The sequence below is a fragment of the Olsenella phocaeensis genome, assembly GCF_048189965.1.
Taxonomy (GTDB): domain Bacteria; phylum Actinomycetota; class Coriobacteriia; order Coriobacteriales; family Atopobiaceae; genus Olsenella_I; species Olsenella_I phocaeensis.
In genome coordinates, this window is the sequence record NZ_DBEZHV010000006.1 from 111,296 (window position 1) to 135,212 (window position 23,917).

The window sequence follows — 23,917 nt, forward strand, 5'->3', positions numbered from 1 at the left end:
CAGCTACAATGGGTAGAGGAATGTCTGGAACGTTTCCCGCAGAGGCGGGTCTCACATACATGAAATGCCACCGCACCACGAAAGGAACCCAACGCACATGGCAAAGAAGCAGAGTCCCCTGAGGATCATCCCCCTCGGGGGTCTGGACGGCATCGGCAAGAACATGACCGCCTTCGAGTACGAGAACGACCTCGTGCTCGTGGACGCGGGCCTCATGTTCCCCGATGATGAGCAACCCGGGGTCGACCTCGTCCTTCCCGACTACTCGTACGTGCTCGAAAACGAGGACAAGCTCCGCGGCATCATCATCACCCACGGCCACGAGGACCACACCGGGGCCCTGCCCTACCTCCTCATGGACCTGGGCCGCAAGGTGCCCATCTACTCGAGCAAGCTCACCCTGGGCTTCATCGAGGGCAAGCTGGCCGAGCACCGCATCAACTCGCCCAAGTTCCGCGAGGTGACCAACGGCGCCCATCTAAACCTCGGCGCCTTCAGCATCGACTTCTTCGCGATGACGCACTCGATCCCCGGCGCCATGGGCGTCTACATGCGTACCCCGGCGGGCTCCGTCATGCACACCGGCGACTTCAAGCTCGACCAGACCCCCATCGACGGCGTGAGGCCAAACTACCAGGCCATCAACCGCTTCGCCACGCTGGGGGTCGACCTCCTCCTCTCCGACTCCACCAACGCGACCCGTCCGGGCTTCACGCCCTCCGAGTCCGCCGTCGGCCCCCAGCTCCGCCACATCATCAAGAACGCGCCCGGCAGGGTCATCGTGGCCTCCTTCTCGAGCCAAATCCACCGCATCCAGCAGGTCTGCGACGCGGCCGTGGCCGTGGGGCGCAAGGTGGTCGTCACGGGACGCTCCATGGTCACCAACACGCGCGTCGCGCGCGAGCTGGGCTACCTCAAGATCTCCGACGACGACATCATCGACGCCTACGACCTGGCAGACCTCCCCGACGAGAAGATCGTCGTCATGTGCACGGGCAGCCAGGGCGAGCCCATGAGCGCGCTCGGCCGCATGGCCACGGGAGACCACAAGTCGATCACCATCACCTCCGAGGACACGGTGATCATCTCGGCTACCCCCGTGCCCGGCAACGAGAAGAGCGTCGCGGGGATCATCAACTCGCTCTCAAAGATCGGCTGCACCGTCTTCGACCGCTCCAACACGCTCGTGCACGTCTCGGGACACGGCAGCCAGGAGGAGCTCAAGCTCATGCTGGCCATGGCGAAGCCGCGCTACTTCGCGCCCGTCCACGGCGAGGCCGTCCACCTGCGTGCCCACGCCAAGCTCGCGGCCCAGATGGGCATCCCCGCCGACCACATCTTCATAGCCGACAACGGAGACTCGCTCGAGGTGCGCAACGGCAAGGTCACCTGGGGCGACCCCGTCGAGTCCGGCATCGTCTACGTCGATGGCCTCTCCGTCACGGACGCCGACCCCGTCGTCTTCCGCGACCGCCAGAAGCTCTCGACCGACGGGCTCGTCACCTGCGTCGTCACGTTCGAGCGCAGGGGCGGCAAGGTCCGCGACATCGAGGTCGCCTGCAGGGGAGTCGCCTTCTCGGGCGACGAGGCCCTCATCGAGGAGGCGCAGGACAGCGTCAGGTCCCAGATGGAGACCAGCGTCAAGAAGGACGCGACCAGCCTCGAGCAGCTCCGCAAGGCCCTGCGCAACAGCCTCTCGGGCTTCCTCTGGACGAAGACGCACACGCGACCGATGGTCATCCCGGTCGTGATGGAGGTTTAGATGCCCTCGAACCGCAGCTCAAACGCACAGAAGGGTAGGCGCAAGAAGAACGGTGGCAGACGGGCTGGGGGAAGGGCCTCCTCCCCCCAGCGCCTGCTGCCTGCAAAGGGGAGCGTGGGAAGCGATATCCTGGGCGTGGCCCTGCTCGTGATGGCCATCGCGCTGGGCATCGCGGTCCTGCTCCCGTCGTCCGCTCCCGTCACCCGCGCCTGCGGCGAGACCCTCTCGCTCCTCTTCGGCGTGGGTGCCTTCCTGCTGCCCCTGGCGCTCGCGATATTCTCGCTCACCTTCTTCGTGGACGGCGAGGGGCCCATGGGCAGCCGCGTCGCCCTGGGCCTGCTGCTCGTGGTGCTTGCGGTGCTGGGGCTCCTCTCCGTCAACATGGCCGCGGCGACCGAGGCCGACCCCTTGTTGGTCTTCGACAAGGAGGCGGTCCTGACGCGCGGCGGCTACGTGGGCGCCGCCATAGCCTGGGCGCTGCTCAGCCTCATGGGCAGGACCGTGGGCAACGTCGTGCTCGTCGGCGTGGCGTTGACGGGCGCCATCGTGTGCGGCTTCTCCGTGTCCGGGGCGGTGTCCCGACTGCGCGAGGCCAGCCAATCCGCCCGCGAGGGCCTGCGGGAGCGCGTGCGACGCCGGCAGGCAGGGCGCTCGCCCATAGGTGGGGGAGAGGATCCCTACCACGACTACGCCGATCCCCTCGCGCCCGAGGCACCCGCAGAGGGTGCCACCACCTTCCTGGGCGCCCGCAAGACGAGCGTGCTCACGCGGGGCGGCCGCACCCGTGCCGACGGGACGGATTCGTCTGACGGCGCGGATGGCGGGACCTCTGCCGAGCCCAAGACGACGCTCCTCAGGAGGCTTCGCCATCCCAACATCGACCTGGACGTGGCGCGCCCCGCGGGAGAGGTCGCAACCACCCCTCCCATCGAGGGGCTCGAGATGGAGACGGAGCGGACCCCCTCCGCCCCCGCGGCCTCGCATGCGGACCTTGACGTCGAGGGGGCCGACGAGGAGGTCGCGGTGCCAGACTTCCTGCAGGCGGTCGCCCCCACGCAGCGGCTCGCCGGCAGGCGACGCGGCACGCGGCGCTCCGAGGACGCCAGGCCCACGCCCAAGAAGCCCTCCCTCACCGCGCGGAACGCGCCCGTCTCGCACGCGGAGAGGGCGGTCCCTGCGCACGCCGCGACGTCGCCGGCACCGAGGCCCCGGCCTGCCGCCCCCGCGCCGGCGGGCAAGAGGCCGGGAGAGGGCGAGGAGGGCTACCAGCTGCCCCCGCTCTCGATGCTGAGCTCGAACCCCAACAGCGCGACCAGCGCCGCCTCCATCGCCGAGCTGTCCGAGACCAAGGACCGCCTGCAGGCGACGCTCCAGGAGTTCGGCCTCAGGAGCCAGGTCGTCGACTACGTGTCCGGACCCCTTGTCACGACCTTCCGGGTCGAGATGGGCGAGGGCGAGCGCGTCAACAAGATCCGCAACCTCGAAGACGACATAGCCCTCACGCTCGCCGCCGAGAAGGTCCGCATCTTCGCGCCCATCCCCGGCACCTCCTACGTGGGCATAGAGATCCCCAACAAGGAGCGCGAGAACGTGCACCTGGGAGACGTGCTGCCCTACGCCAAGGGCGGCCCCCTCGAGGTGGCCATCGGCCGCGACTCGGCGGGCAAGCCCGTCGTCACCAACATCGCCAAGATGCCGCACATGCTCGTCGCCGGCACCACGGGGTCGGGCAAGTCCGTCCTCATCAACTCCATGATCATGTCCCTGCTCATGCGCACAACTCCCAAGCAGGTGCGGCTCATCATGATCGACCCCAAGCGCGTCGAGTTCGCGGGATACAACGGCCTTCCCCACCTCTACGTCCCGGTCGTGACCGAGCCCAGGCAGGCGGCGAGCGCCCTGCAGTGGGCGGTGTCCGAGATGGAGCGGCGCCTCAAGGTCTTCGAGCGTGCCGGGGCACGAGAGATCCGCGCCTACAACAAGATGTGCGTCTCGGGCAAGCTGTCGGAGATGGACAACCCCCCCGATCCGCTGCCCTACATCGTCGTGGTCATCGACGAGCTCTCGGACCTCATGATGGTCGCGGGCAAGGACGTCGAGGCCTCCATCGTGCGCATCGCCCAGCTCGCCCGCGCGGCGGGGATTCACCTGGTCATCGCCACGCAGCGCCCCTCGGCCAACGTCGTCACGGGCCTCATAAAGTCGAACATCGACTCCCGCGTCGCCCTCAAGGTCTCGTCGGGCATCGACTCCCGCGTCATCCTGGACGAGACCGGCGCCGACAAGCTCCTGGGCAACGGCGACATGCTCTTCAAGGACCGGGGCCTCTCTCCCAAGCGCGTCCTCGGCTGCTACACCTCCGACCAAGAGATAAACGAGGTCGTGGACTTCATCCGCAGCCAGGGCGAGCCCGACTACCACGAGGAGATCCTCTCGCAGGTCGTCCCCGGCCAGCCCTCCGGCTCGCCCCTTTCCGACGGCGAGGAGGGAGACGATCCCCTGGTCTGGGAGGCCGCCCAGATAGTTGTGGACTCTAGGCTTGGTTCCACCTCGGGCCTGCAGCGCCGTCTGAAGGTGGGATACGCTAGGGCCGGCCGCATCATGGACATGCTCGAGAGCAAGGGCGTGGTCGGACCTCCGGACGGCTCGAAGCCACGCGAGGTCCTGCTCGACAAGGAAGGCCTGGAGGACCTGAGGGTCCAGGAGGAGAAGTACCGGGAGGTGTAGCATGCCGCGTCCTCGCTTCAGCGAGATGCTGGTCAACAGAAGGCGGCAGTTGGGGCTCTCCGTGGCCCAGGCCTCGCGCGTGCTCCGCCTGCGCGAGGACGTGCTCATCGCCTTCGAGAACGGCGACTTCGGCCGTATGCCGAAGAGCGGCTACGCCCAGGGCATGCTCTCGTCCTACGCGCGCTACCTGGGCCTGTCCCCCCGCAGCGTGGTGAGGCAGTTCTCCTCCGACCTCTTCGACTACGAGCGTGGGCGTGACGGTAGGCACGGGGGCGAGGAGGCCAGCTACGAGGTGCCCGGGAGCTCCAGCCCCAGGAGGCCCTACCAGGGCTCGCGCGGGCTCCTGCCCACCTCGGGAGGGTTCGCGGGCGACGTCACGGGCTTCGCGACCACCTCCCCCGTCCGTTCGCGCCAGCAGTCGAGCCCGCTCGTCAACCAACGGCAGAGTCCCTCGCGCTACCACCAGGGCGGTGACGTCGGCGGGGACCTGCCTGTCGCGCCCACGAGGCGTTACACGGGACGTGACGTCAGCAGCCGCCCCGGCTCCAGGGCACGGACGCACCGCAGCCGACGCCCCGAGCAGGGCCGCGCCATCCCCGGAAGCTACCGCGAGGAGGTCGTGGTGCCCCGGGGCAACGCCGACAGGGTGACCACCCGCCTCGTCGACGCGGACGCCTACACCGACGACCTGCGCTACGGGGACGCCCGACCCTATGAGGCCGCCTCCACGCGCACGGGGCGTCGCTCCTCCCGCAACATCGCGCGCGCGGAGCGCCCCAACGTGAGGCGCCGCGGAGGCGAGGGAAGGGAGAGCCTGAGGGAGCGGGGGAGGGGCGCCGCCCCACGGCGCTCGGGAGTCGCGGGGGTCGTCGAGGCGTACTTCTCGGACGCCCGGCGGACCATGGCAACCGTGGTCATCGCGGGTGCGCTGCTCCTCACCCTGATCATCATCGGGTCGGTCAAGTCCTGCGTGCGCGCCCCGTCCTCCTCCGACGCCCGTTCCGTCGCCGTCACCACGACGAGCACGACGCCCACCGACTCGTCGTCCGAAACCACTGCGACGACGTCCGGCACGCAGGGCCAGAGCAGCCAGGCTGCGGACGAGGCGGCGAAGGCCGCCGAGGACGCCAAGGCCCAGAAGGAGGCCAAGGAGGCCGAGACCGAGACCAAGGTGGACGTCAAGGTCGCCGACGGGGCGACCACCTGGCTCGAGATAGAGAGCGACGGCACGAGCGTCATCGCCGAGCAGGTCACGGGACCCTGGGAGAAGAGCTTCGTCGTGACGGAGTCGATCACCGTGCAGGTGAGCGACACCACTGCGGCGACCGTGACCAAGAACGGGACCCAGCAGTCCTTCAGCTCGAAGTCGTCCGGCATAGGCTCCATCACGATCCAGGGCACGAAGCCTTCGGCCAATCCCGCGGAGTCGACGGCGAAGGGCAAGGCCGACACGTCCTCCTCCGACGCGTCGGCCTCGGACGCGCCAGGCGAGGGTGGGACCGCGTCCACCAGCGGTGACGAGTCCTCCGGCTCCACCGTCGAGTAGGCGCTGCCCCAGGGACCCATCGCATTCAACCACCAGGAAGGGGAGGAAGCATGGCCAAGGAAGCTAGCTTCGACATCGTCTCGACCGTCGACCTCCAGGAGGCGGACAACGCGTACCAGCAGGCCGCGCGCGAGCTGACGCAGCGCTACGACCTCAGGCAGACCGGCGCCACGATCGAGTTCTCCAAGAAGGAGGGGGTCTTCACCATCTCGGCCCCGTCCGAGTTCGTGGCCTCCCAGGTCATCGACGTCATGGGCTCGAAGCTTGCCAGGCGCCAGATCGACCTCGCGGCCCTGCGCTGGGACAAGCCCGAGCCGGCGGCCGGCTCCTCCGTGCGGCAGCGCGGGCACCTCGTCCAAGGCATCGACCAGGACACCGCCAAGCGCATCGCCAAGGACATCCGCGACCTCAAGCTCAAGTGCAAGCCCACGGTCGAGGGCGACAAGCTGAGGGTCAGCTCCGCCTCCCGCGACGCGCTCCAGGAGGTCATCTCCCACCTGCGCGACGGCGACTACGGCCAACCCCTCCAGTTCACGAACTACAGATAGGAAACCATGAGCAACTGCCTGTACGTCACCCTTGGCTGCGCGAAGAACGAGGTCGACACCGATCGCATGAGGGCGCTCCTCGGGACCGCCGGCTTCGGCGAGGCCGAGGGCGTCGACGATGCCGATGTGGCCATCATCAACACCTGCTCCTTCCTCGCCTCGGCGACCTCCGAGTCGATCGACGCCACGCTCGACCTCGCGGAGCGCTCGCGCGGGGGCGTGGGGGAGCTCCCCATCGTCATGTGCGGCTGCGTCCCCTCCCGCTATGGCGACAGCCTGCCCTCCGAGCTCCCCGAGGTCGCCGCCTTCGTGCGCGCCGACGAGGAGGATGACATCGTCGACGTCGTGAGGTCCGTCCTGGGCAAGGAGGCCCCCCAGGGGGAGGTCGCGTTGGGCGTGGGGCGCGTCCTGCGCACCGTCGAGGGCGCGAGCGCCTACGTCAAGATCTCTGACGGCTGCGACCGCTTCTGCGCCTTCTGCGCCATCCCCTACATCCGCGGACGCTACTTCTCCCGTCCGGAGGAAGAGATCCTGGACGAGGTCAGGGGCCTCATGGAGGGCGGCGTGCGAGAGGTCGTGCTCATCGGGCAGGACACCGGCATCTGGGGGAGCGACCTGGGCGAGGGACTCACCCTCGCCTCGCTCCTGAGGTCGGTCGCGGGGGTCGTGCGGCCCTATGGCGGCTGGGTGAGGGTTCTCTACCTCCAGCCCGAGGGCATGACCGACGAGCTCGTCGCCACCATCCGCGACGTGGACGAGGTCCTGCCCTACATAGACATCCCCATCCAACACTGCAACGGGCGCGTCCTCGCAAGCATGAGGAGGAGCGGGTCGGCGCCGGAGCTCCGCGAGCTCTTCGCCCGGCTCAGGGAGCAGATCCCCGGCATGGTCCTCAGGACGACGGGGCTCGTGGGCTTTCCCGGCGAGACCGAGGAGGAGTCCGACGAGCTCCTCGACTTCGTCCAGGAGCTCGAGTTCGACTACACCTCGGTCTTCCCCTACTCCCGTGAGGAGGGGACGCTCGGCGCGAGTCTTCCCGACCAGGTGGACGAGGGCGTGAAGCTGGAGCGCGCGCAGCGGCTGCTCGACGTGGCCGAACAGCTGGGCTTCGCCGCCACCGCACGTCACGTCGGAGAGACCTGCGACGTCATCGTCGACGGCGTCGAGGAGGGCGAGGATGGCCCCGAGCTCGTCGGCCACGCCTGGTTCCAGGCCCCCGACTGCGACGGGGCGGTGCACATCCCTTGCGGCGAGGCAGCGGTGGGAGACGTCGTGCGCGTTCGCCTCGAGGACTCGTTCTGCTACGAGCTCGTCGGCAGCATCGTAGAGTAGGGGAGGCACCCAATGTCCAAGGGCAAGAAGTCCATCTGGACGCCCGCGAACGTCGTCACCTGCGCCCGCGTCGTCCTCGTCCCCGTCTGGCTCCTCGTGGCCGAACTCTCGCGGGACTGGGGGGCGGCCCCCAACCACTACGAGGGGGCCCTCGTGGTCGCCGTCTTCTACATCCTCCTCTCGCTCACCGACAAGCTCGACGGGCACCTCGCCCGTAGCAGGGGGGAGGTGACGACCTTCGGCAAGTTCCTCGACCCCATCGCGGACAAGCTCGTCGTGGTCGTCTCGCTCTGCTACCTCCTCGAGGCGCAGATGGTGAGCCCCTGGGTGCTCCTGGTCGTCGTCGCCCGCGAGTTCCTCGTGTCGGGGCTGCGCATGGTCGTCGCCTCCAAGGGCGTGGTGATCGCCGCGAGCAGCCTCGGCAAGTGGAAGACCGCCACCACCATGGTCTCGATCTCCGGGCTCCTCCTGCTGAGGGCCATCCCCATCTCGGGCGTCGCCTTCGTCGTGTCCGCGGTCTCGTTCGCCCTGCTTTGGGTCGCGGTCGTCCTCACCGCCTGGTCGGGCGTCGACTACTTCGCCAAGTCGTGGAAGTACATCACGGAGGACGCCGATGACTAGGGCGTCGGATGTCCCCCTTCCCACCAGGGAGGAGCTGGGACGCGAGGCCGCGGCGGTCGTCGCCGCGGCGGTCGGGGCGGGGCTGAGCGTCGGCACGGCGGAGTCCTGCACGGGAGGGCTCGTGTCCGCGGCCCTGACCTCCGTCGCCGGCTCCTCCGCCGTCGTGCGGGGCGCCGTCGTGAGCTACGCCATCGAGGTCAAGCGCAGGGTCCTGGGCGTCTCTCCGGAGGTGCTCGACGAGCCATCCCTGGGTGCCGTCTCCTCCGAGTGCGCCCGGATGATGGCGGAAGGCGCCAGGCGCGTGCTGGGCGCAGACGTCTGCGTCTCCGTCACGGGAATCGCCGGACCCGGAGGCGCGGAGCCCGGCAAGCCCGTCGGCACCGTCTGGTTTGGCGTCTCCTCCGCCCACGGCGCGAGCGCCTCCCGCCTCTGCCGCTTCGAGGGGGGTCGCGAGGAGGTGCGGGCCAAGGCCGTCCACGTCGCGCTCTCCCTCCTACGTGAAGCCCTTGTGACGCCCGCCTCGGCATAGGCCGGCCCCTGTTGGCAGCCTCGTCTCGCTGGACCTCCCTTTCGCAGCTCGCGAGGGGTGGGCGCGGCTGGCCTGCAGCTGGCGCCAGACTGCGGCAAGCTGCCAGCGAGCCTCCCGCGAGCCTTCGGTCGTATGCTGTCCTTGTCCGTTGACCCAGAACGCATGTTCGTATACCATTCGCTACGAAGACGAGCGAGGAGAGCCCATGGCAAAGAGCAAGAGCGTCACGCGCGAGGTGCACCAGAAGACCTATGGCGAGGAGAGGGACAAGGTCCTCGACGCCACCACGTCAGAGATAGAGAAGAAGTTCGGCAAGGGCGCCATCATGCGCTTCGGCGACGGGGGTCCTGACCTGGAGATCGAGGCGATTCCCACAGGGTCGCTCGCCCTGGACGCCGCGCTCGGAATCGGCGGCGTGCCCAGGGGGAGGATCATAGAGATCTATGGCCCCGAGTCGTCGGGCAAGACGACCCTCTCGCTCGAGATCCTCGCCGAGGCGCAGGCCCTGGGCGGAGTGGTCGCGTTCATCGACGCGGAGCACGCGCTCGACCCAGGATACGCCGCCCGTATCGGCGTCGACATCGACGAGGTCCTCATCTCGCAGCCCGACACGGGCGAGCAGGCGCTCGAGATCTGTGACATGCTCGTGCGCTCCGGGGCCATAGACGTGGTGGTCGTCGACTCCGTCGCCGCCCTCGTGCCCAGGGCCGAGATAGAGGGGGAGATAGGCGACACCACGGTAGGCCTCCAGGCCCGCCTCATGAGCCAGGCGCTGCGCAAGCTCGCCGGCTCGCTCTCAAAGTCGAAGACCACCTGCATCTTCATCAACCAGCTGCGCGATAAGATCGGCGTCATGTTCGGCAGCCCCGAGACCACGCCCGGCGGACGGGCGCTCAAGTTCTTCTCGTCCGTGCGCATGGACATCCGCAGGATCGACTCCATCAAGCGCAACGGCGAGAACGTGGGCAACCGCGTCCGCGTCAAGATCGTCAAGAACAAGGTCGCACCACCCTTCAAGCAGGCTGAGTTCGACATCATGTACGGCACCGGCATCTCCAAGGAGGGCTCGCTCCTCGACATGGCGGTGGACTACGAGGTGGTCGAGAAGTCCGGCGCCTGGTACACCTATGGCGTGGAGAGGCTCGGGCAGGGCAGGGAGGCCGCGAAGGACTTCCTCGCCGCCAATCCCGACCTCATGGAAGAGATCGACCACAAGGTGCGCATGGCCTGCGGCCTCGAGCTGGGCGACGAGCGCGTGGGCGAGCCCGTCTCGCTCGACACGTCCTCGCAGGGCGAGCTCTCCTAGCCTCCTGGCATGCCTTCTGTCGAATTACGGGGGGCGGGCGTCAGCTGGAAGCTGATTCTCCCCGAGCGCCAGGCCGCGGTGCTCGGGGCGAGGAGGCCCCGTGCCACATTGGCAATCCGCTCGGAGAGGGGAGAGGAGACCCTCTCCCTACCCGTCGCGGTGGCCAAGGCGCTCGAACGCTCGCTCGCAGACCGCAGCGAGCCCCCCTCCTCGAGGGCCGAGCTCGTCTACGTCCTCTCCGAGGTCGAGGGAAACTGTGCGCGCAGGCGCGTGGAGTCCCTGCTCGACCGCAGGGACTACTCCTCGCAAGAGATGGAGCGCAAGCTCAGGGACGATGGCTACCCCGGTCGCCTGTGCTCCGAGCTCGTGGCACGCTATGTCGAGGCGAAGCTCATAGACGACCGTCGCTACGCAGACGTCTTCGTGAGGTCCAAGCTGTCCGCCGGCTGGGGAAGGTGCCGCATCGAGCTCGAGCTCGCCCGTCGCGGCATCGAGGTGGGCGAGCTTCCCGGCTGGCCCTACGACTACCTTGACCCCGAGGACGAGGGCGAGCGTGCCTTCGAGGTCGCGCTCCGTCGCTCCTTCAGGGGGAGGGACCCCTACGCCCAGTGCGTGCGCTTCCTCATGGGCCGCGGCTTCTCCGGTGCGGTCGCGTCGAGCGCCGCGAGAAGGGTCTTGGACGAGGACGACGGAGGGTCCTGAGGTCCCATCACTCGGACTCCTTGTCCGGCTGGGGCCCGTCACGGGCGACGCTCACCGTACGTCTGTTTGACGCATGGGCCGCCTAAACTTATGATTTATCGTGCCATTTGAGTTGCCTCTCGTCCGTCGGATGCACGACAGACGTCTTATATGACCTTCTCTATCCGATCTTTTGCATACCAGTGGACGGGTTGCCCCTTGGATGGCGGGTTCCCCCTAACGTGGGGGTCTCCTGAACCCTACGCAAACGCACGACCATCAGAGGAGCAACCATGACTATTGCAATCGGGGCAATCTGTCTCTTGCTGGGAGCCGCCGCCGCGTGGTTCTACGCGAACAGCCAGAGCAACGCCAAGGTGATCGCCGCCAAGTCGGCGGTGAGCGACGCGGAGGCCGAGGCGCGGCGCATCAACGACGACGCCCGACGCGAGGCGGATTCCGCCAAGAAGTCCGCGCTCATCGAGGCTCGCGAGGAGATACTCCAGCTCAAGCAGCGTTCGGAGGCGGAGGAGAAGGCCCGCAAGGCCGAGCTCCAGGCCCTCGAGGGCCGCATCATGCAGCGCGAGGAGTCGCTTGACAGGCGCAACGACTCGCTCGACCGCAAGGAGCACCAGCTCTCGAGCCTTCAGGGGCAGCTCGACAAGCGCAAGGTCGAGGTCGACGGCCTCGTCGCGCGCCAGTCCGCCGAGCTCGAGCGCATCGCCGACCTCACGCGCGAGGACGCCCACAAGGAGCTGCTCGACCGCGTGCGCGCCGAGTCCGTGCGCGAGGAGGCGCAGATTCTGAGGGAGTCTGAGCAGCGCGTGCGCGCCCAGGCCGACAAGACCGCCCGCGAGATCGTGACCACCGCCATCCAGCGCTGCGCGGCGGACCAGGCCGGAGAGATCACCGTCACCTCCGTCCACATCCCCTCGGACGACCTCAAGGGTCGCATCATCGGCCGCGAGGGGCGCAACATCCGCACCTTCGAGCAGGTCTCGGGCGTCTCGCTCGTGATCGACGACACGCCCGAGACGGTCATCCTCTCGAGCTTCGACCCCGTCCGTCGCGAGACCGCCCGCGTCGCCCTCGAGAACCTCATCGCGGACGGACGCATCCACCCCGCTCGCATCGAGGAGATGTACAAGAAGGCGGAGTCCCTCGTCTCCGAGCGCGTCCAGGAGGCCGGCGAGCAGGCCGCCTTCGACTGTGGCATCCATGACCTGCACCCCGAGCTAGTGAAGACCCTTGGGGCGCTCCGCTACCGCACCTCCTTCGGCCAGAACGTCCTCTCGCACTCCGTCCAGGTCGCCGCCCTCTGCGGGATCATGGCCTCGGAGCTCGGCATCCCCGAGGCACCCGCGAAGCGGGCGGGCCTCCTGCATGACCTCGGCAAGGCCATCGACCACGAGGTCGAGGGCCCGCACGCCGTGATAGGCGCCGACCTCTGCCGTCGCTACGGCGAGAGGCCCGAGATCGTCCACGCCGTCGAGGCGCACCATGCGGACGTCGAGCCCAGCTCGGTCCTGGACGTGCTCGTCCAGGCGGCAGACGCCATCTCCGCAGCCCGCCCCGGTGCGCGCCGGGAGTCCGCTGAGACCTACATCAAGCGCCTCGAGAAGCTCGAGGAGATCTCGAACGCCCACGATGGCGTCGAGAGGACCTACGCGATGCAGGCAGGCCGCGAGCTCCACGTCATGGTCGAGCCCGAGAAGATCTCTGACGCCGAGGCCACGGTGCTTGCCCACGACATCGCCCAGCAGATCGAGGACGAGATGCAGTACCCCGGCCAGGTCCGCGTCGTCGTCATCCGCGAGTCCCGCGCCGTCGGCGTGGCCAAGTAGGAACGCAGCATGGCCCAGGACCCCTCCGACCTCGCGCGCTTCGTCGCCTCCCATGGGGGCGACCGCTCGCTCAAGGTCGAGGAGAGCCTGGGTGGGGGCTACGTCCGCCTTCGCGTCGCCGAGGCGGAGCGGCGCCAGGCCAAGCACGACATTCGCTGGGTCGAGGACGCCGTCATAGAGATGCTCCGCAACGCCCGGGACGCGGGTGCTCGCCACATCTATCTGGCGAGCTCCCGCGAGGGCTCCGTACGGACCATCACCATGCTCGACGACGCGGCGGGCATACCGCGCGAGATGCACGAGCGCGTCTTCGACGCGCGCGTCACCTCCAAGCTCGACTCCGTCCACCTGGACCGCTGGGGAGTGCACGGCCGTGGCATGGCGCTCTATTCCATCAGGGAGAACGCCCTCAGCGCCCGCGTCGTGGACTCGGCCCCCCAGAAGGGCTCGAGCATCCAGGCGGTCTTCGACGTGGACTCGCTCCAAGAGCGCAGCGACCAATCCACCTGGCCCACCCTCGTCGAGGACGAGGGTGGTTCCCTCGGCTTCAGGGGGCCTCGCAACATCATCCGCTGCTGCTGCGAGTTCTCCCAGGAGGACCGTGGCTGCGAGCTCTACCTCGGGTCTCCTGCCGAGATCGTGGCCACGGCACGGAGCAACGTGCGTCTGAGCGTGGAGGGAAGCGCCCTGCTCTTCATCGACTCGCTCGACGACCTGCCCGTGCTCGAGCGCCTCAAGCTCGCGGCCGATGCCGGGGAGCTGCTTCAGGTCTCCTCGTCCCTCGGCCTCGACATGTCCGAGCGGACGGCCCATCGCATCCTCGCTGGTCAGGTGACCCCCGTCCGGAGCGTTGCCAGCCACTTCCGGAAGTCGCGCCGTGCGACCCGGGCTGGACGTAAGGTGGACCTCGCCCGCGACCGGAGGGGCCTGCGCATCTCCCCCGAGGACCTGGGCGAGTTCTCGCGCGCGATGGAGAGGGACTTCGCCCCTCTGGCGCAACGCTACTACCTCAGCCTGGCGTCAGAGCCGAGGGTTCGGGTTTCGCATGGCAGGGTGACCGTGACCTTCGAGGTGGACGAGGGGGACTAGCACCTCCTTTCGCATCTCCTGCAAAATACCTAGAATGTTCTCCATATGCAAAATGCAGCATCTTGCGGACAAACGTGACACCCCCGTTCCACAGGAGTCAATCGATGGATTTTCTGAAGGTCTCTAGCAAGTCGTCTCCGGCCTCCGTCGCAGGCGCGGTCGCCGGCATGGTCAAGGACGGAGTTCCGGTCAACATGCAGGCTGTGGGCGCCGGTGCCGTCAACCAGGCGATCAAGGCGCTCGCGATCGCCCGCGGCTTCCTCATCCCCACGGGCGTCGACATCTCCTGCGCCCCCACCTTCGCCGACATAGAGATCAACGGCGAGATGCGCACGGCGATCAGGATCGCGGTGTACGTCCACCGCCTCGTCCCCCAGGCGGCGACGCACGTGAATCCCGAGCCCCAGGAGATGATCTCCTAGTGGCGCGCATACCCCAGCTCGTGGGGCTCAACTACCATGTGAGGACCTTCGGCTGCCAGATGAACCTGCACGACTCCGAGAGGGTCGCGGGCCTCCTAGACGACTGCGGCTGCATCCAGGTCGACTCCCCTGACGACGCCGACATCGTCCTCTTCATGACCTGCTCCGTGAGGGAGAAGGCCGACACGCACCTCTACGGCGAGGCCTCCAACCTCGTGAGGCTCCCCGCGCCCCCCAGCGGCAGGCGCGTCGTCGCCGTCGGAGGCTGCATCGCGCAACGTGACGGGGCCGAGCTCGCCCGGAAGATCCCCAACGTGGACGTGGTGTTCGGCACCTCCGCCCTCGCATCGCTGCCCCAGCTCCTCTGTGACGCCCTGGGACGTCCCGGGGAGGTCGAGGTGGACGTCGGCGAGGAGGGCAGGGGCTTCTCGACAGACCTTCCCAGCAAGCGCGCGCAGGGCTTCCACTCCTGGGTGCCCATCATGACCGGCTGCAACAACTTCTGCACCTACTGCATCGTGCCCTATGTGCGCGGTCGCGAGCGCAGCCGCGTCCTCGAACGCGTCGTGACCGAATGCTCGTCCCTGGTGAGGGACGGCGTGAGGGAGGTCACCCTCCTGGGGCAGAACGTGAACTCCTATGGCCGGGACCTCTATGGGAAGCCTCGCTTCGCCGAGCTCCTGCGCGAGGTGGGGAAGACCGGCATCGAGAGGATCCGCTTCACCTCGTCCAACCCCAAGGACCTCTCTTCCCAGACGATCGCCGCCATGGCAGAGGTCCCCTCCGTCATGCCCCAGCTCCACCTGGCCGTCCAGAGCGGCAGCACGCGCGTGCTCAAGGCCATGAATCGCAGCTACACCCGGGAGGGGTACCTGCATCTCGTGCGCGAGCTCAGGGACTCGATTCCGGACATCGCCCTCTCGACCGACCTCATCGTGGGGTTCCCCGGCGAGACCGAGGAGGACTTCCAGGACACCCTCTCGCTCGTGCGCGAGGTGGGTTTCTCCTCCGCCTTCACCTTCATATACTCGAGGCGCCCGGGCACGCCTGCCGCCAAGATCGAGGACGACACGCCCCGCGAGGTGATACAGGACCGCTTCGACCGCCTTGCCAAGCTTGTCGAGGAGCTTGCCTTCGCTGCCAACCAGAGGGAGCGAGGCCAGGTCGTGGAGACGCTCGTCGAGGGAAGCTCCAAGCGCAACGACGCCGTGATGATGGGCAGGAGTCCCAAGGGCCAGACTGTGCTCTTCCCCCTGCCCGAGGGAAGGCGAGCCCCCGAGCTCGTGGGCAGGCTCTGCGACGTCCGCGTGGACGAGGCGAAGACCTGGTACCTGCGCGGTCCCATGGTGGGCGAGGCACGATGACGCCCGCGGGCCCCGTGATCGCCATCGTGGGGCCGACGGCCTCGGGCAAGAGCTCGCTCGCCGAGCGCGTCGCGCTCCAGCTGGGGTCATCCGTCGTCTCGGTCGACGCCATGCAGGTCTACCGCGGCATGGACGTGGGGACCGCCAAGACCCCGCCCGACCAGAGGCGCTGCCCGCTCCTCATGGTGGACGTCTGCGACCCCTGGGACGACTACTCCGCGAGCCTCTTCCAGAGGGACGCGCGCCGCTGCGTCGACGGGCTTATCACGCAGGGCTGCGCGCCCGTCCTCTGTGGCGGCACGGGGCTCTACCTCGACGCCGTCATCGACGAGATGGACTTTCCCGCCGGGGGGGCCAGCCAGAGCAGGACCCGCTGGGAGGAGTTCGCGCGCAAGCACGGGCCGCAGGCGCTCCACGACGAGCTCAGGAGGCTTGACCCCGCCAGCGCGGAGCTCGTCCATCCCAACAACCTCAAGCGCGTCGTGAGGGCGCTCGAGCTCGTGGACCTCGGCCAGTCCTATGCCACCAAGCACGAGGGGCTCAAGCATCGCGAGCCGCACTACCGCACCAGGATCTTCGCCATCCACATGGACCGCGCCAGGCTGTACGCGCGCATAGACGCGCGCGTCGGGCAGATGATGGCAGACGGGCTCCTCGACGAGCTACGCGGCCTCCTGGGGACGGGACATGCGCTCTCAAAGACGGCGGCCCAGGCCATAGGCTACAAGGAGCTCATCGACCACCTGCAGGGGCACTGCACGCTCGAGGAGGCGGTCGACGCCATCAAGCGGAGGACCCGGCGCTATGCCAAGCGCCAGATCGCCTGGATCAGGCGAGACGGACGAGCGAGCACGCTCGACTATGACCGTCTGGACGAGGGCGAGGCGGCCCGTCGGGTCGTCGAGACCCTGAGGGGGGAAGGGCTGCTGTGAGCCGGTTCGAGCCCCTCTCCACCGTACCCGTCCCGGAGCGTGCCATCCTCGTGGGCGTCGACCTCGGAAGGGGAGGCTGGCCCCTCGGGGACTCCCTGGCCGAACTGGGAAGACTTGCCAAGACCGACGGGGCCGAGGTCGTCAGCACCGTTACGCAACGCCTCGACTCGCCCGTCCCCCGCACCTTCATAGGCAGCGGCAAGGCGCAGGAGCTCGTCAGCCTCGTGAGGAACCTCGGCGCAGACGTCGTCATCTTCGACGACGAGCTCAGCCCCTCGCAACAGTCGAATCTCGAGAGGATCCTGGGCGAGCCGACCAAGGTGATCGACCGAACGGCCCTCATACTCGACATCTTCGGCCAGCATGCGACCACGCACGAGGGGCGCCTGCAGGTGCAGCTCGCCCAGCTCCAGTACGTCCTTCCCCGACTCAGGGGCATGTGGGGCCACCTCGTGGGGGAGCAGACGCGAGGGGGCATCGGAAGCCGCTTCGGGCAGGGAGAGAGTCAGCTCGAGGTCGACCGACGTCTCGTGCGCGACCGCATCTCGTGGCTGAGGCGCGAGCTCAGGGAGCTCGAAGGGCGCCGTAGGGTCCAGAGCAAGGCCCGATGGGACTCCGAAATCTATCGCGTCGCGCTCGTGGGCTACACGAACGCGGGCAAGTCGACCCTCCTCAACCAGCTCACAGGCTCGGAGGTCTATGCGAAGGACGAGCTCTTCGCGACGCTCGACCCCACCACGAGGAGGCTCGAGCTCGAGGAGGGACGCAAGATCACCCTCACTGACACGGTGGGCTTCATCCAGAAGCTGCCCACCACGCTGGTCGAGTCCTTCAAGTCAACCCTGGCGGAGGTCAGGGCCGCCGACCTCGTGCTCAAGGTCGTGGACGCCTCAGATCCCAACGCACGGAAGCAGCTCGCGGCCGTGGACGACGTGCTTGCCGACATCGAGTCCGACAAGATTCCCTCCGTCGTCGTCTACAACAAGTGCGACCTCCTGGACGCGGACGAGAGGAACGTGCTCTCTGCCTCGCATCCCGACGTGGTGCTGCTCTCTGCCCTTGACTCCTGGGGCCTGCGCGGCCTGCTCTATCGCATCGCCCAGGAAGCGTCACGTGACGATGTGACAATCACGGCGCTCGTCCCCTACGACAAGGGGCTTCTTATGAAGATGGTCCACGAGCGCTGTCAGGTCGTGCGCGAGGAATACGTCCAAGGGGGCCTCATGGCAACGGTCAGGGCGTCGAGTCGCATGGCAGAGACCCTGGCCCCCTATGTCGTGCGCGCCTCGGACGTGGCCGGAAGCTAGACCCAGAGGCCCAGGGCGATGAGGATGAGGGGCTGGTGCAGGAGGTAGACGGCCAGCGCATGCCTGCCCACGAACTCCAGGGGAGGGCAGGTGGCATCGTAGGCCCAGTCGGGATACCCTCGCGCCACGAGCCACCCACCGAGAGACGCCCCCGAAAGGAAGAGCAGGGAGTAGGGGAGCAGGGGATAGTAGTCCCCCGAGGCGAAGGTGGGTCCCGGGAAGCCCAGCCAAGAGAGCCACGGGGTGGAATAGAGGGCCCTGGGCAGCGCAATCCACACGCGGTCGCCCAGCCCCACGCCTCCCGAGGGGATGCCCAGGGCGAGGAGGAAGGCGAGGAAGAGCAGGAGGGCCTCGGCCGGCCTGCCCCTCGGAAGTCCCAGCTCCGAGACGAGCCATGCGGCCAGCGTGCTTGCGCCCATGCAGAAGATGATGCCAAAGCTTATGGGTGTGTCCACGCCGGCCAGGAGGCTTGCCACGAAGACGAGGGCGGCACAGGCAAGGTAGCGAAGGGCCCGTCTGAGGTTGTTCCTCGACTGCGGGCACATGGCTCCCGCGATGAGGAGGAAGGTCCAGCTGATGCTGGCACGCCAGAGGTCCTGCGAGAATCCGCCGAACCACGGCATCCCGACGCCACACAGGTAGCGCAGGTCGTAACAGAGGTGGAAGAGCACCATGGAGACGACCGCGAGACCCCTCAGCGCATCGAGGGCGCGTATGCGCCTGTGCGCAGGCGATGCGCCCCCGTCCTCGCCAGCGGCTGCCGGACAAGCCCGCTCGCAGCGGGCGGACGGCGTCACAGAGACCTGATCAGTGCGGTCACCCTGCCCAAGATGGCGGGGTTCTTCGCGTAGATGGGTTCCATGCTGTCGTTCTCGGGCTGAAGGCGGATGCGGTCCTTCTCCCTGTAGAAGGTCTTCACGGTGGCGGAGTCATCGATGAGGGCCACGACGATCTCTCCGTCATGGGCGTCACGCTGTTCCCTCACCACGATGAGGTCGCCGTCGAAGATGCCGGCGTTGATCATCGAGCTGCCATGGACCCTGAGGATGAACGAGCTGGCGTCACCCACGATGCTGGTGGGAAGGGAGAGGGTCTCTTCCACGTTCTGCTCGGCAAGGATGGGCTGGCCCGCGGCCACGCGGCCAACGAGGGGCAGCGAGGTGATGCCGCTGCTGGGGTCTTGGCGAACCTCGGCGAGCCGTACGCCCTCATGCGTCGCAGTCGGCTCCTCGGTGACGACCTCGATGGTGCGGGGCTTCTTGGAGTCCCTCTTGATGAGCCCCCGCTCCTGCAGGACCTTGAGGTGCATGTGGACGGTAGAGGGGGAGGCAAGCCCCACGGCGGAGCCGATCTCCCTCACCGAGGGCGGGTAGCCGTGCTCGCCCGTGTAGGAGCAGATGTACTCGTAGATGGCAGCCTGCCTCTTGCTGAGCCGGTCCTTGGGCATGTCCACTCCTTCTGTGAATAGGCCTTGCCGCGAGAGAAACACATGTTCTGTTTTTGCTTGACCGAACAACTGTACGTACCTAGTATAGTACATGCGTTCTGAGTTTTGAAGCGGCCATTTATGTCCCGGGCTCCCCGTATAACTACGTCGTCAGCCACGAGGGAAGGAAGCAAGGATGGAAACGGCGAAGATCTACGCGGGTCAGGCGGGCTACGGCTGCGAGGGGTCTCTCGCGCTCAAGCCCCAGGCCAACGGTAGGCCACGCCTCGTCGTCCACGAGGGCGGCAGGGGAGTCGACGAGCGCGGGCGCGGCACGACGGGCCATGGGCTCCCCCTCATGGCTTCGGTCTCGTTTTTCGCCGTCGCCGTCGCCGTGGGGATGCTCCTCTTCGTGGGAGGCGTGCTTGTCCAGGAACGCCGGCAGGCCGCGTTCGAGTCTGCCTTCGCCGACGTCTCTCCCGCGAGCGTCACCGTGCAGGAAGGGGACTCCGTATGGGGCATAGCGAGTCGCATCGACGTCGACGGCGCGGACACCGCGGCGGTCTCGCGCTGGATCGACGCGCACAACGACCTTGGTGCGGGACCCCTCCAACCAGGCCAGTCGCTCGTCGTGCCCCAAGGCCGGTAGCCCAGGTCCTGAGTCCTCCGCTCGCCCCTCCTCCCTTGCGTTCGTGGGGGGAGGGGCATCCGTATGTCCCTTCTGTGCCGAATCTCTGGGTTTCCTGTGTTATCTTTCCTTATGAGAATGACGTCAGGGGAGGAACATGCGCTGTCCCAAGTGTGGTTGCGAGGAATCCAAGGTCGTTGACTCGAGACCGTCCGAGAGCAACGACGCCATCCGACGCAGGCGCGAGTGCATACGTTGCGGCGAGCGCTTCACGACCTACGAGCGCAGGGAAGAGATGCCCCTGATGGTCGTCAAGAAGGACGGTCACAAAGAGACCTTCGACCGACAGAAGGTCATGCGCGGCCTCCTTGCCGCGACCGTGAAGCGCGACGTGCCCGTGGACAGGCTCGATGCCCTCATCGACGGCATAGAGAGCGAGATGCGTGACCACGGCAGGTCGGAGGTTCCCTCGGAGGAGCTGGGCAAGATGGTCCTCCAGCGCCTCGTTGACATCGACAAGGTAGCCTACGTGCGCTTCGCCTCCGTCTACCGCGACTTCAAGGACCTGGACGAGTTCAGCCAAGAGTTACGGAGCCTCATCAATGAGTGACGACAGGATCGAACTTCCCATCAAGAGGCTCGACCCCTCGGTCGACCTACCCAGCTATGCCTATGCGGGTGATGCCGGGCTTGACCTCAGGTCCAACGAGGACGTGGTCCTCGAGCCCCTCGAGCGCCGCCTGGTCTCGACGGGACTCGCCATAGCCATCCCCGAGGGCTACGCCGGCTTCGTCCAGCCAAGAAGCGGCCTTGCCCTGCGCGAGGGGCTCTCCATGGCAAACACCCCCGGCCTCATCGACGCCCACTACCGCGGGGAGCTCAAGGTCTGCGCCATCAACCTCGATCCCAAGAGGCCAATCGCCATCGCGAAGGGCGAGCGCATAGCCCAGCTCGTCATCCAGAGGGTCCCTCTCGTTCGGCTGGTCGAGGTCGACGAGCTCGACCAGACCGACCGGGGTTCCGGGGGGTTTGGGTCCTCGGGAGCATAGGGTCCCACCAGGCCGACGTTGCTTGCTCCCGATGCATCCACGGTCCAGGCGACGCAGAGAAATGGGTGCGGAGGGAGGGGTAGTCATGGAGTCGTTCTTCAAGCTGCGCGAGAGAGGGTCCAACCTGGGCCAGGAGGCCCGTGCGGGCCTCACGACCTTCCTTGCGATGGCATACATTATCGCCGTCAACCCATCGCTGCTCTCCGCCGCCGGGGTCCCCGCATCGGCTGCCGTCACGGCCACCTGCTTGGGTGCCGGCATCATGACCATCTGCATGGGCGTCTTCGCCAACCGCCCGCTTGCCTGCGCCTCCGGCATGGGCATCAACGCCGTCGTCGCTTTCACGCTGACCGAGGTCGCGGGCGGAGACTGGCACGCCGCCATGGCGGTCATCTTCATCGAGGGCGTCGCCATCCTCGTCCTGGTGCTCTGCGGCCTGCGCGAGGCGATCATGGACGCCATCCCCATATCGCTGCGTCATGCGATCTCGGTGGGCCTCGGCATCTTCATCGCCATGATCGGCATGGCCAACGCCGGCATCATCGTCGCCAACGAGTCCACCCTCGTGAGCTTCGGGGACATCTCGAACCCCCTGTTCATCGTGGGCCTCGTCTCGATCGTCGCCACCGTCGTCTTCCAATGCCTCCAGATCAAGGGAGCGCTGCTCCTGGGCATCATCGTCGCGGTCCTGGCGGGCATCCCCCTCGGGGTCACCACCGCTCCGGCGGGCATAGTGTCGGGCCTCGACTTCAGCACCTTCGGCGCCCCCTTCCAGGTCGACGAGACCGGGGTCATGGGCATCGCGAAGGTCATCACCACGCCCGTCCTGCTCGTGTTCGCCTTCTCGCTCATGATGTCCGACTTCTTCGATACCATGGGCACCGCCATGGCCGTGGCGAAGCAGGGCGAGTTCCTTAACGATGACGGAACCGTCGAGGACATCAGGCCCATCCTGATCGTCGACTCCGTGGCCGCAGCCGCGGGCGGCTTCTTCGGCGCCTCGTCCATCACCACCTTCGTCGAGTCCGCCTCGGGTGCCGCCGACGGCGGCCGCTCGGGGCTCACCTCCGTCGTGACCGGCCTCCTCTTCGTGGTCGCGGCGTTCTTCGCCCCCATCATCAGCGTCGTCAGCTCCGCAGCCACCTGCGGTGCCCTCGTCATGGTCGGCTACCTCATGATGAGCGAGGCGGCAGAGATCGAGTGGGGCAACATCCTCGAGGGCTTCCCCGCGTTCATGATCATCGCCGGCATCCCGCTGACGTACTCGATCTCGAGCGGCATCGGCCTGGGCTTCATCGCCTACGTGCTCGTCGCCGCAGCCACGGGCAACATCAAGAAGGTGAAGCCGCTCATGTGGGTCGCAGCGGCCGCGTTCCTTGTATACTTCCTGATTGCCTAGAGTCCCTGGCACCTCGGGGCCCGGTGAGCCGGGCCCCTTTTTTCATGGGCATCCATTGCACGGATGCCGTACGCAAGACGGAGAGGAGCGCTGCTTGAACAAGAAAGAGAGAGAGGTCATCGGGGTCGACGACCGCGTGTCGGTGGGTCGCGCCATTCCCCTGGGAGTCCAGCACATGATGAGCATGTTCGGCTCGACCGTACTGGTTCCCGTCCTGACCGGGCTCAGCCCCAACGTGGCCATCATGTGCTCGGGCATCGGCACCATCTGCTACCTGCTCGTGACGCGCAACAAGATCCCGAGCTACCTGGGCAGCTCCTTTGCCTTCATCAGCCCGATCCTCGCGGCGACCGCCGCCACCGGCAACCTCAACACCGCGCTCTCCGGCGTCGTGGTGGCGGGCCTCGTGTTCCTGGCAGTGGCCGGGATAATCAAGCTCGTGGGCACGGGATGGCTCGACCGCCTGCTTCCGCCCGTGCTCGTCGCCGCCGTCATGGTGGTCATCGGCGTGGGCCTCTCCGCCACGGCGGTCAAGATGGCGCTCAACTCCTCGACCGACGCCTTCGTGGCCGAGGGTGCCGCAGTCGCCGCCATAACCCTCGTCGCCGCCGTCGTGTTCTCGAGCATGGGTGGCATCCTGGGCACCCTTCCCATCCTGCTCGCCATCATCGTGGGATACGTGGTCGCCGCGTTCCTGGGCCTCGTCGACCTCCAGAGCGTCGCCGACGCCGCCTGGGTCGGCCTGCCCCCCGTGCAGACGCCCCACTTCGACCCCGGTGCGATCGCGCTCATTGCGCCTGTGGCCATCGTCGTCGTCATCGAGCACATCGGTCACCTCCTTGCCGTGGGGGAGATCGTGGGAAAGGACTACCGCGAGATGCTCCCGCGCTCCCTTGCCGGTGACGGCATCTCCACCGTCATCTCGGGCTTCCTGGGCGGCCCTCCCACCACCACCTACGCGGAGAACATCGGCGTCATGAGCGTCACGCGCGTCTACTCCACGCAGGTCTTCTGGTACGCGGCGGGCTTCGCCCTCATCGTGGGCGGGTTCTGCCCCAAGCTCGCCGCCTTCATCAACTCCATCCCCGTGCCCGTCATGGGCGGCGTGAGCCTCCTGCTCTTTGGTCTCATCGCCTCCAACGGCCTGCGCATGCTGGTCACCAACAAGGTCGACTTCGACGAGAACCGCAACCTCATGATCGCCTCCGTGGTCATCATCCTGGGCGTCGGCATGGAGACCTCCGGCATCGCCATCCCCCTGGGCTCCTACACGCTGCCCGGCATGGCAACCGCCACCCTGGTGGGCATACTGCTCAACCTCATCCTCCCACGCGCCGAGAAGGCGTAGTAGGGGAGAGAAGCCCCAGCTCAGGCCCCATGATCTTCCCGGGACGCCTCGGCAAAG

22 protein-coding genes are annotated in these 23,917 nt (G+C 67.4%); 20 read left to right on the forward strand and 2 right to left on the reverse strand.

The features are described from left to right. Positions 1-97: 97 nt before the first annotated feature. The 15 genes from ACMPH2_RS02600 (at position 98) to hflX (ending at position 18,010) form a co-directional block, all read left to right on the forward strand. Complete coding sequence (locus ACMPH2_RS02600; protein ID WP_009279270.1) at positions 98-1,762, forward strand: ribonuclease J; 1,665 nt, start codon at positions 98-100, stop codon at positions 1,760-1,762. Further along, on the forward strand, positions 1,763-4,489 hold the full coding sequence (locus tag ACMPH2_RS02605; RefSeq protein ID WP_417118544.1) for an FtsK/SpoIIIE family DNA translocase: 2,727 nt from the start codon (positions 1,763-1,765) through the stop codon (positions 4,487-4,489). It abuts the gene before it with no gap. Between the two features lies 1 nt (position 4,490). Then, complete coding sequence (locus ACMPH2_RS02610; protein WP_417118545.1) at positions 4,491-6,035, forward strand: helix-turn-helix domain-containing protein; 1,545 nt, start codon at positions 4,491-4,493, stop codon at positions 6,033-6,035. A gap of 50 nt (positions 6,036-6,085) precedes the next feature. Next, a complete protein-coding gene (locus ACMPH2_RS02615; RefSeq protein WP_417118546.1) occupies positions 6,086-6,583 on the forward strand; it encodes a YajQ family cyclic di-GMP-binding protein in 498 nt (165 codons plus the stop codon). Positions 6,584-6,589: 6 nt separating this feature from the next. Continuing rightward, positions 6,590-7,915, forward strand: a complete 1,326-nt coding sequence (rimO, locus tag ACMPH2_RS02620) for a 30S ribosomal protein S12 methylthiotransferase RimO (RefSeq protein WP_083558178.1) — start codon at positions 6,590-6,592, stop codon at positions 7,913-7,915. 12 nt (positions 7,916-7,927) lie between these two features. Beyond that, the gene (pgsA, locus tag ACMPH2_RS02625) at positions 7,928-8,536 is read left to right on the forward strand and encodes a CDP-diacylglycerol--glycerol-3-phosphate 3-phosphatidyltransferase (protein WP_009279265.1); all 609 of its coding nucleotides are present in this window, start codon (positions 7,928-7,930) and stop codon (positions 8,534-8,536) included. Then, on the forward strand, positions 8,529-9,065 hold the full coding sequence (locus ACMPH2_RS02630; RefSeq protein WP_009279264.1) for a CinA family protein: 537 nt from the start codon (positions 8,529-8,531) through the stop codon (positions 9,063-9,065). The genes pgsA and ACMPH2_RS02630 overlap by 8 nt, the downstream gene beginning before the upstream one ends. 205 nt (positions 9,066-9,270) lie before the next feature. Beyond that, complete coding sequence (recA, locus tag ACMPH2_RS02635; RefSeq protein ID WP_417118547.1) at positions 9,271-10,371, forward strand: recombinase RecA; 1,101 nt, start codon at positions 9,271-9,273, stop codon at positions 10,369-10,371. Between the two features lie 108 nt (positions 10,372-10,479). Beyond that, positions 10,480-11,073 (forward strand): regulatory protein RecX, encoded by a 594-nt coding sequence (locus ACMPH2_RS02640; protein ID WP_417118548.1) that lies wholly within the window; start codon positions 10,480-10,482, stop codon positions 11,071-11,073. Positions 11,074-11,345: 272 nt separating this feature from the next. After that, positions 11,346-12,896, forward strand: coding sequence for a ribonuclease Y (gene rny, locus ACMPH2_RS02645; RefSeq protein ID WP_072499623.1), 1,551 nt, complete (start codon positions 11,346-11,348; stop codon positions 12,894-12,896). A gap of 9 nt (positions 12,897-12,905) precedes the next feature. Next, positions 12,906-13,985 carry an ATP-binding protein gene (locus ACMPH2_RS02650; RefSeq protein WP_314638312.1) on the forward strand — a complete coding sequence of 360 codons (1,080 nt, stop codon included), beginning with the start codon at positions 12,906-12,908 and terminating at the stop codon, positions 13,983-13,985. Between the two features lie 104 nt (positions 13,986-14,089). Beyond that, positions 14,090-14,407 (forward strand): stage V sporulation protein S, encoded by a 318-nt coding sequence (locus ACMPH2_RS02655; RefSeq protein WP_009279259.1) that lies wholly within the window; start codon positions 14,090-14,092, stop codon positions 14,405-14,407. Next, the gene (gene miaB, locus ACMPH2_RS02660) at positions 14,407-15,771 is read left to right on the forward strand and encodes a tRNA (N6-isopentenyl adenosine(37)-C2)-methylthiotransferase MiaB (RefSeq protein WP_417118549.1); all 1,365 of its coding nucleotides are present in this window, start codon (positions 14,407-14,409) and stop codon (positions 15,769-15,771) included. Before ACMPH2_RS02655 ends, miaB begins: the two co-directional genes overlap by 1 nt. After that, positions 15,768-16,703 (forward strand): tRNA (adenosine(37)-N6)-dimethylallyltransferase MiaA, encoded by a 936-nt coding sequence (miaA, locus tag ACMPH2_RS02665; protein WP_072499621.1) that lies wholly within the window; start codon positions 15,768-15,770, stop codon positions 16,701-16,703. The genes miaB and miaA overlap by 4 nt, the downstream gene beginning before the upstream one ends. Next, a complete protein-coding gene (gene hflX, locus ACMPH2_RS02670) occupies positions 16,700-18,010 on the forward strand; it encodes a GTPase HflX (protein WP_417118550.1) in 1,311 nt (436 codons plus the stop codon). Before miaA ends, hflX begins: the two co-directional genes overlap by 4 nt. Here the strand turns inward: hflX and ACMPH2_RS02675 are convergent. Next, on the reverse strand, positions 18,007-18,807 hold the full coding sequence (locus tag ACMPH2_RS02675; protein WP_417118551.1) for a heparan-alpha-glucosaminide N-acetyltransferase: 801 nt from the start codon (positions 18,805-18,807) through the stop codon (positions 18,007-18,009). The two genes, hflX and ACMPH2_RS02675, sit on opposite strands and share 4 nt — an antisense overlap. Then, on the reverse strand, positions 18,804-19,457 hold the full coding sequence (gene lexA, locus ACMPH2_RS02680; RefSeq protein WP_009279254.1) for a transcriptional repressor LexA: 654 nt from the start codon (positions 19,455-19,457) through the stop codon (positions 18,804-18,806). Before lexA ends, ACMPH2_RS02675 begins: the two co-directional genes overlap by 4 nt. Positions 19,458-19,632: 175 nt before the next feature. Between lexA and ACMPH2_RS02685 the strand changes: the two genes are divergently transcribed. From ACMPH2_RS02685 to ACMPH2_RS02705, 5 genes are all read left to right on the forward strand, one after another. After that, positions 19,633-20,085, forward strand: coding sequence for a LysM peptidoglycan-binding domain-containing protein (locus tag ACMPH2_RS02685; RefSeq protein ID WP_303131456.1), 453 nt, complete (start codon positions 19,633-19,635; stop codon positions 20,083-20,085). 136 nt (positions 20,086-20,221) lie between these two features. Next, complete coding sequence (nrdR, locus tag ACMPH2_RS02690) at positions 20,222-20,674, forward strand: transcriptional regulator NrdR (RefSeq protein ID WP_009279252.1); 453 nt, start codon at positions 20,222-20,224, stop codon at positions 20,672-20,674. Then, positions 20,667-21,113, forward strand: coding sequence for a dUTP diphosphatase (gene dut / locus ACMPH2_RS02695; RefSeq protein WP_009279251.1), 447 nt, complete (start codon positions 20,667-20,669; stop codon positions 21,111-21,113). The genes nrdR and dut overlap by 8 nt, the downstream gene beginning before the upstream one ends. An 85-nt stretch (positions 21,114-21,198) precedes the next feature. Beyond that, a complete protein-coding gene (locus ACMPH2_RS02700) occupies positions 21,199-22,512 on the forward strand; it encodes an NCS2 family permease (RefSeq protein WP_417118552.1) in 1,314 nt (437 codons plus the stop codon). Positions 22,513-22,606: 94 nt separating this feature from the next. After that, a complete protein-coding gene (locus tag ACMPH2_RS02705) occupies positions 22,607-23,860 on the forward strand; it encodes a uracil-xanthine permease family protein (RefSeq protein ID WP_062531071.1) in 1,254 nt (417 codons plus the stop codon). Positions 23,861-23,917: the final 57 nt, after the last annotated feature.